The organism is Brevibacillus sp. NL20B1, from assembly GCF_018195675.1.
Taxonomy (GTDB): domain Bacteria; phylum Bacillota; class Bacilli; order Brevibacillales; family Brevibacillaceae; genus Brevibacillus; species Brevibacillus aydinogluensis.
Map to the genome: position 1 here is coordinate 1 of NZ_JAGTPT010000044.1, position 7123 is coordinate 7123.

Annotated in this window: 6 protein-coding genes, 1 tRNA gene and 1 rRNA gene; 4 read left to right on the forward strand and 4 right to left on the reverse strand. The window is 48.1% G+C overall.

Annotated elements, in window-relative coordinates; translation table 11 throughout:
* Position 1 precedes the first annotated feature (1 nt).
* The gene (locus KDN35_RS19550) at positions 2 to 556 is read left to right on the forward strand and encodes a dihydrofolate reductase family protein (RefSeq protein WP_249179214.1); all 555 of its coding nucleotides are present in this window, start codon (positions 2 to 4) and stop codon (positions 554 to 556) included.
* 225 nt (positions 557 to 781) lie between these two features.
* Here KDN35_RS19550 and KDN35_RS19555 read toward each other — a convergent pair whose 3' ends face one another.
* The 3 genes from KDN35_RS19555 to KDN35_RS19565 all read right to left on the reverse strand — a co-directional run bounded on the left by KDN35_RS19555 (position 782) and on the right by KDN35_RS19565 (position 3693).
* Complete coding sequence (locus KDN35_RS19555) at positions 782 to 1975, reverse strand: MFS transporter (protein ID WP_212133714.1); 1194 nt, start codon at positions 1973 to 1975, stop codon at positions 782 to 784.
* Positions 1976 to 1986: 11 nt separating this feature from the next.
* Entirely contained in the window at positions 1987 to 2664 is a 678-nt protein-coding gene (locus KDN35_RS19560) for a type 1 glutamine amidotransferase domain-containing protein (protein WP_171567552.1), read from the reverse strand.
* 159 nt (positions 2665 to 2823) lie between these two features.
* A complete protein-coding gene (locus tag KDN35_RS19565) occupies positions 2824 to 3693 on the reverse strand; it encodes a LysR family transcriptional regulator (RefSeq protein ID WP_212133716.1) in 870 nt (289 codons plus the stop codon).
* 356 nt (positions 3694 to 4049) lie between these two features.
* Here KDN35_RS19565 and KDN35_RS19570 point away from each other — a divergent pair, with 356 nt between their 5' ends.
* Positions 4050 to 4985 (forward strand): cation diffusion facilitator family transporter, encoded by a 936-nt coding sequence (locus KDN35_RS19570; RefSeq protein WP_212133718.1) that lies wholly within the window; start codon positions 4050 to 4052, stop codon positions 4983 to 4985.
* Between the two features lie 375 nt (positions 4986 to 5360).
* Here KDN35_RS19570 and KDN35_RS19575 read toward each other — a convergent pair whose 3' ends face one another.
* Complete coding sequence (locus tag KDN35_RS19575; protein ID WP_212133720.1) at positions 5361 to 6197, reverse strand: hypothetical protein; 837 nt, start codon at positions 6195 to 6197, stop codon at positions 5361 to 5363.
* Between the two features lie 504 nt (positions 6198 to 6701).
* Here KDN35_RS19575 and KDN35_RS19580 point away from each other — a divergent pair.
* Positions 6702 to 6788 (forward strand) — tRNA-Leu (locus KDN35_RS19580).
* A gap of 265 nt (positions 6789 to 7053) precedes the next feature.
* Positions 7054 to 7123, forward strand: a 16S ribosomal RNA gene (locus KDN35_RS19585); the annotation flags it as partial.

Genomic DNA, 7123 nt, shown 5'->3' on the forward strand with positions numbered 1-7123 from the left:
TTTGGCTGTTACGCTAGACGGTTTTATCGAAGGGAAAAATGGAGAAGTGGATTGGTGCATCATGGACCCTGAGATGGGGTTTACGGATTTCTTGCATCAGATCGATACGATTTTTTACGGGAGAAAGAGCTATGAGATCTGGGGGCAATTTGCTCAAGGCATGCATGAAATGGATCTGTCTGATACCGACAAAGAAATGTGGGAACTTATTCATAGCAAAGAGAAATATGTGTTTTCCCGAACGCAAAAAGGAACAGATGATAAAGTCAAATATATAAACAGCAATATCCTTGAGGAAGTAAACAACATAAAGAATCTGCCTGGCAAAGACATTTGGCTGTATGGAGGAGCAGATCTTATTACCACTTTTATGAACTTGGGGCTTGTTGACGAATTTAGACTATCGGTCCATCCGGTTATTTTAGGTGAGGGCAAACCATTGTTTATTGATATCAAGCAGAGGGTGAATGTAAAGTTGGTTCAAACGAGAACATTCTCCTCTGGCGTTGTACAGCTCATCTATCATTCGATGAAGGAACCATCTTCTTCCTCGTGACCTGTACCTCCAATTTGACTCCCTGGAGCAAGCGCCGAACCAAAACGGCCTGACGCCATGTTCCTGGATACGGCCTTACTCCTTTCTATGAAGAATATCCCAAGGATGATGAACACGTTTCGCTAGGTTTTTGTTCAGATCGGTTTGGAGCAGGGCCATCCCCTAAAGGACGGCCCTGCCACGTACCGTTGCAGCCAGCACTAAGAACTGTACACGACACTGCATTCATGCATGGCGTTCCCGGCGGCTTTGTCGATATCCCCACAAGGTGAAAAGAATGCCCACGATGGTAACCAGAGAGGCTGCCAACGGGACGGCTTTCAGCCCGCCGCCGATGCCGTAGTCGATGACGATTCCGCCCAGATAAGCGCCGAGGGCGTTCCCCAGGTTAAACGCCGCTATGTTCAGCGTTGAAGCCAGGGTTGGCGCTTCCTTTGCAGTGTTCAACATGTGCAGCTGCAAACCCGGCACCGTGCCGAAAGCGGCCACGCCGAGAAGGAAGACGAAGATCAGGGTTGCGAGTTTCCATTGAGCCACGACACCCAGCAGGGCCAGCACCACAGCCAATAACACGAGAATACCGATCAGCGAAGGCAGCAGACTGCGGTCGGCCAATTTGCCGCCGTAGATGTTGCCAATGGTAATGCCGATCCCGAACAGAACCAGAATGTACGAGATTGAGTCAACAGGGAAACCGCTGATATCCACCAGAATCGGCTTGATATAGGTAAACGCTGTGAATACGCCGGCGAAGCCGAAGGTTGTCATGAGAAGCGCGACTAGTACCTCGGGACGCAGCAGCACCCCAAATTCCCGACTCAATCGGGAGGGAGAGGCTTGAATCCGCGGGACGAGTACGATCACGCCGATCAGCGCCAGGCTCCCGATAGCCGTAATCGCCCAGAATGTCGATCGCCAGCCGAATTCCTGGCCGATAAACGTACCAATCGGCACGCCGAGGATGTTCGCGAGCGTAAGGCCGGTAAACATCAGGGCGATGGCTCCGGCCCGCTTCTCTTTCGGCACAAGCTCCGCGGCGACTACGGAGCCAACGCCGAAGAAGGAGCCGTGTGTCAGCGCTGCGACGATGCGGGCGAACATGAGCACGCCATAGGAAGGGGCGAGAGCCGCGAGGGCATTGCCCACGATGAAAATTCCCATCAAGAGCAGAAGGAGCGCCTTGCGCGGCATCTTATGCGTAGCGACCGTGATGAACGGTGCGCCGAGCGCTACCCCGAGCGCATACCCCGTGATGAGAAGCCCCGCCTCCGGAATCGAGACACTCAGGCTTTCCGCCACTTCCGGCAGCAGGCCCATGATAATGAATTCGGTCATTCCGATGGCGAAAGCACCGAGCGTCAGCGCGTAAATGGCAATCGCGGAATTGCGGCGCGCAGTGGTCGTACCTGTGTATGGCATGCTATCGGAATTCAAGATGAGGTCCCTCCTCTTCGAAGATGGTCAATCACGGCATTCGTGACTGCGATTGTCGATTGCGGATTTTGGCCGGTAATCAGATTGCCGTCAGCTTCATAGTGGGCAGTCCAGTTCGGAGCGGCAACGAAGATCGCCCCCAGCTCGCGAAGCCGACGTTCCAGCAGGAACGGGAGATGGGATGCCAGACCTGTCTCCTCCTCTTCCCGGTCAGTGAATGCGTTCACGCGTTTTCCGGCGACCAGTGGACTTCCGTCCGACAAGACCGTACCGACCAGGGCGGCCGGGCCGTGACAGACAGCGGCGACCACTTTGCCGGACTCGTAGAAATCGCGCAGCAGTGATTGGAGCTTTTGGTCGGTCGGGAGGTCGTACATCGCGCCGTGCCCGCCTGGCAAGAAAATCGCGTCAAAACGTTCATGAGACAGATCGTTCAGCTTCATGGTGTTTTCCAGTCTCTTCGCTGCTTCTGCAAACGACGGGTCCATTTCCTCACCTAGACTGGCGGGGTCCACTGGTGCTTTTCCGCCGAGCGGGCTGGCTACGACCACGTCCCAACCTTGCTCGTTGAACAGCGTATATGCTTCCGCAAATTCCGACAGCCAGATTCCTGTCGTTTTACCATCGTCAATATGGGAGTGGCTCGTGACCACCATGAGCACGTTTTTTGACATCGTTTCAAACCTCCTGAAGGGTTATTTTTGATTGCCCCCCAATTCTACGCCTGAACTTTTTATAAAACAAATTATGAAATTTGCGTGTATTCATAAGAAAATTTATGGATTCAGCGGGCAAAAAAAGACCAGACGCCGATGAAAACTGGCCTCTGGTCCTCAGATGTGCTCGCGAATGACCTTCTTGATTTGTTGAATTTCCGGTATGTACTTGTGTTTGCTTTTGTACGCGAAGAACAGCTCGTTTCGTACCGACAAGTCCGCGTAAACGACTTGAACCTCACCTTCTTTCGCCGTATCCAGCAGATAGGTTGGAACCACGCTCAGGCCCGCGCCTGACGTGACCAGACGGAGAATCATATGCAGATTCGGAATGATGTAAGGGGTGGACAGCATAGGACGCTTCTTGAAACGTTCCCGCCACAACCTCCGGATTATGGGCAGTTCCGGTCCGTACGCAATCCACGTCTGTTCGGTGAGCCAGCGTTCTTTGGCTTTCAAGCTCACGGCATCGGGAACCTCCCAGTGAGCCGGTGCGATTATGGCCAACTCCTCTTCCCACAGCTTCTCGTACTCGACTCCCGGTTTCAGGAATTTCTTTGAGGTAATGATGATATCCGCCTTGTCCTCTTCCAGGATGCCGAGCAGTTCCTCCGCGGTTCCGAAATAGGAAATCGAGCAGGTACCGAATTTCGGCAGCAAGGGGAGGATTTTTTCCTGGTAGAACTCCGGCGCCGAGCCGATTTTGATCCATTTCAGGCTCGGTTGGGAAGACGTTTTCAGATCTGCGCTCAACTGCTCCAGCGCTTCGACGAGCGGAGCTACCTCGGTATACAGCAACTTCCCTCGCTCCGTCGGGATCATTTTCCGGGCCGTCCGGACAAACAGCGGCTCGCCGATCTCAGCCTCCAAGGAGGCCAGATGCTGGCTCATCGCCGGCTGAGTCATGAAACGGGATTTGGCAGCTTCGGACACCGAATTGTGCCGATAGATGAAGACAAAGCTCCGATACCACTCGAAATCGATCATGTGAATGCCTCCGATTTGGGTTTTTTGAAAAATATAGCACAGACGACAGGAGGCCTGGGGGATTTTTCATTGGTATAATTCGTTAGGCGTTATGCTGCCATATGGAAACTCGTCTGGAAACCTTGGATGACGCATTGCTCAAATCATCCAGATATACGGAAAGGGGGCTTTACCTGCATGAAAAGCAGCGGCGGAAGGCCCTTTTTGTTTTGGGCTTCCCACACTCGTTGCGAATGAATATTACTTGTATGATCCATAAAACGTTCATTTGAGGAGCGGGGAATAAACGGTTATAATTAAAATAGTTATTATCTTATAGTATTTATAAAAATTCGATTGCGTGGAGGCTGGCTCTTATGAATTATGAAGATTACCATCACCTGAACCACGTCAAAGAGCAGCAGACATCAAAGAAAACGCTGTGGCTCACCCTGATGCTGACCATGTTTTTTACGATTGTCGAGATTGTCGGAGGCCTGATGTCCAATTCGCTCGCCCTTCTGTCCGATTCGGCCCACATGATCTCCGATGTGATCGCGCTGGGGTTGAGCATGGCTGCCATATACATGGCTGCCCGGAAACCGAATCAGAAGTACACGTTTGGCTTCCTTCGTTTTGAGATCATCGCGTCGTTTCTGAATGGGTTGGCGTTGGCCGTAATTGCCGTCGGGATCATCGTCGAGAGCATCAAGCGGATGATTTATCCGCAGGGGGTTGACCTCCAGTTGATGCTTTTGATCGCGTCCATCGGTTTGGTCGTGAACATCGTGCTGACCGTCGTATTAAGCCGGAGTACCAGGGAAGAAGAAAATCTCAATGTGAAGAGCGCGCTCTGGCACTTTTTCGGAGATTTGCTCAGCTCTGTTGGGGTCATCATTTCTGCCGTTCTGATTCACGTGACAGGCTATTCCTTCTTTGACCCGTTGATCAGCATGGTAATCGGGGGGATCATTTTTACCGGCGGGGCCAAAATCATTCGCGAATCCCATCTGATTCTGATGGAATCGGTCCCCGAGAAGTTTGATCTGGACGCCATTCGCCGCGACATCAGCGAGGTGGAAGGGGTGGAGGACGTCCATGAACTGCATCTGTGGTCGATTTCCACCGATCATTATTCGCTGACTGCGCACGTGTTTGTTCGCGAAAACATACAACCGTTCTGTGTGATTCTGGCCATTAATCACATCCTGAAGACGAAATACGGCATCACACACACGACGATTCAAATTGAACATCCAGCCATGCACGATCATGGCGAATACGGCAAGCAGTTCATGCTTCAGCGGGCGTGAGGGGTGCTTCCGTGCTGGTCATTGACTGGGCCCCGCCGAACGTAAGCGTTAAGCTTGTGTTCGGCGGGGATAGCGCGGAGCGGATGAAACATGTTCTCCTCGTAACGTTCATTTTGCCTACAAACTGGTATTATACTAATTTTTTTTTGTTAGTATCATAAGAAGTAGGGCGATTATGACAGCTTGTGTAATTCCGATCGTGGTTAATAGAGCGTCATTAAAATACGAATCGATACCCACCAGGATTAACAGGAGATACATACAGGCCAAGACACCAATTACATACAGGATAAATTTACCGATCATAATGTGGATCCTCCCGATATATTTTCAACACTGAAGAAGCAATAGCCCTCATTTGGAGGGCTATTACGATTAGTATTTAAACTCAATACCATAGCTTGCGACATCAGTTGTGTTACTAGGCGCAATAGATAGTCCGAATGGTGAATATGACACTCCCACAGTCCCTATAACGCGATTATGTCCATACTCAAACTTAATATTGATTGTACCACTTTCAGTATCTTCAGTATATACATATTGGGAGATATAACCTGCGTGTTGTGGGCGATTCCCCATACGCAGATCAAATTCGGCTGCTACACCAATACCAGGTTCCCAATCAGAGGCTTCGGTAGAGGTTTTGCAATCCCATTTAGGATTAGTTATAGTTTTAATACAGTATTGATTCTCGTGTTGTTCTGGTTTTCCTTTTTTCATTGGCAAAAAGAACTTTGCAGTATCAGGGTAGCCAATTGTCATTTTATCAGTCAGCATAAAACGTGGTGATTCAAGCCATTCAAAGTTGCCATATAAGTAAAACTTTTTATATCCTTTCCTGTCACTTTTTACTGCGAAAGCAATACCGTTCAATTTCAACTCTGTCAAATCATTTGATTTAACTGAGCGACCTTTATCGTTCTTTCCCTCGTCGAATTTATGAATAAATGTTTTTGATGCGAGTACCTTAGCGTTTTGCTTGATGAGGTTTTTTAGGATATGTGGCGGAATGTTTTGAACTTCTTCTTCTGTTAGTCCAACTTCTTCTTGCAACGTTTCTAATTCTTCTGAGGTTAATTCTGAATAAATTGCTTTATTATCGTAATCGTAATCAAAGTTTTGTTGTGCCATTGCTGTAGGTAGTTGAGGGAGCAAAACAGAACTTAACAAACCTAACGACAATACAATTGACGTGATTTTCTTTTTCACTTTCCTAATCTCCTTTCGGTAAATTTATTACCAGTAATTAGTATATATGGCAAAATATTTCATGTAAACTATTTTTCCATTTTTTCTGTTTAATTTTTACGATGCAACACAGTATTCAGGAACAAGCCTGTCTTCAAATAATTCAGAACGACTTTCTTTGGATTTTTGCATGTTGAGATTCTTTTGTGCCGGGTTTAGAGTGGCAGTTAATACTCAGTGGAGAGAATCCAAAAACCATCAGATATATTTGAGGATTTGGTTCGTATTATTGTTATTGTCAAAGTGACATCTTATCTACAACTGACTAATAAGAACACAGGATTTAACGGAATAACCATTCAAAATGGGATGGTGTCATAAACGGTCCATTTTTAGATCAAGCATAGATTAAGAAAAATTTTTAAAACCACTTTACAAATGGCCTTGAGCATTATATAATCAATGACGTTGTGCCGGGAAAATTGTTCCTTGCATTATAAAACACTTGAGATAGCTGATTTTTATGCGGTCGTGGCGGAATTGGCAGACGCGCTAGATTCAGGTTCTAGTGGTGGCAACACCGTGGAGGTTCAAGTCCTCTCGACCGCACCAAATTCCCAGAAATTACAAGTTGATTTTTTCTGGGGGCCTGCTATAATGGAATCCTGTCTCCTTTACGAGATGGGGCAGCAAATTAAGAGGTTATGCAAAACTTACTGTTGATTTGCTGAAAAAGATGTGTTACGCTCAAATCCTTCGCTTCTGATCTTGACGAAGCGAAAGGCGTAACATGTTCCTTGAAAACTGAACAGCGAACGCGTTGAACGAGCCTAGCAATTCCTTTCTCTTTAATGAAAGCTAACGATTCAACTCAACTTTATTGGAGAGTTTGATCCTGGCTCAGGACGAACGCTGGCGGCGTGCCTAATACATGCAAGTCGAGCGGA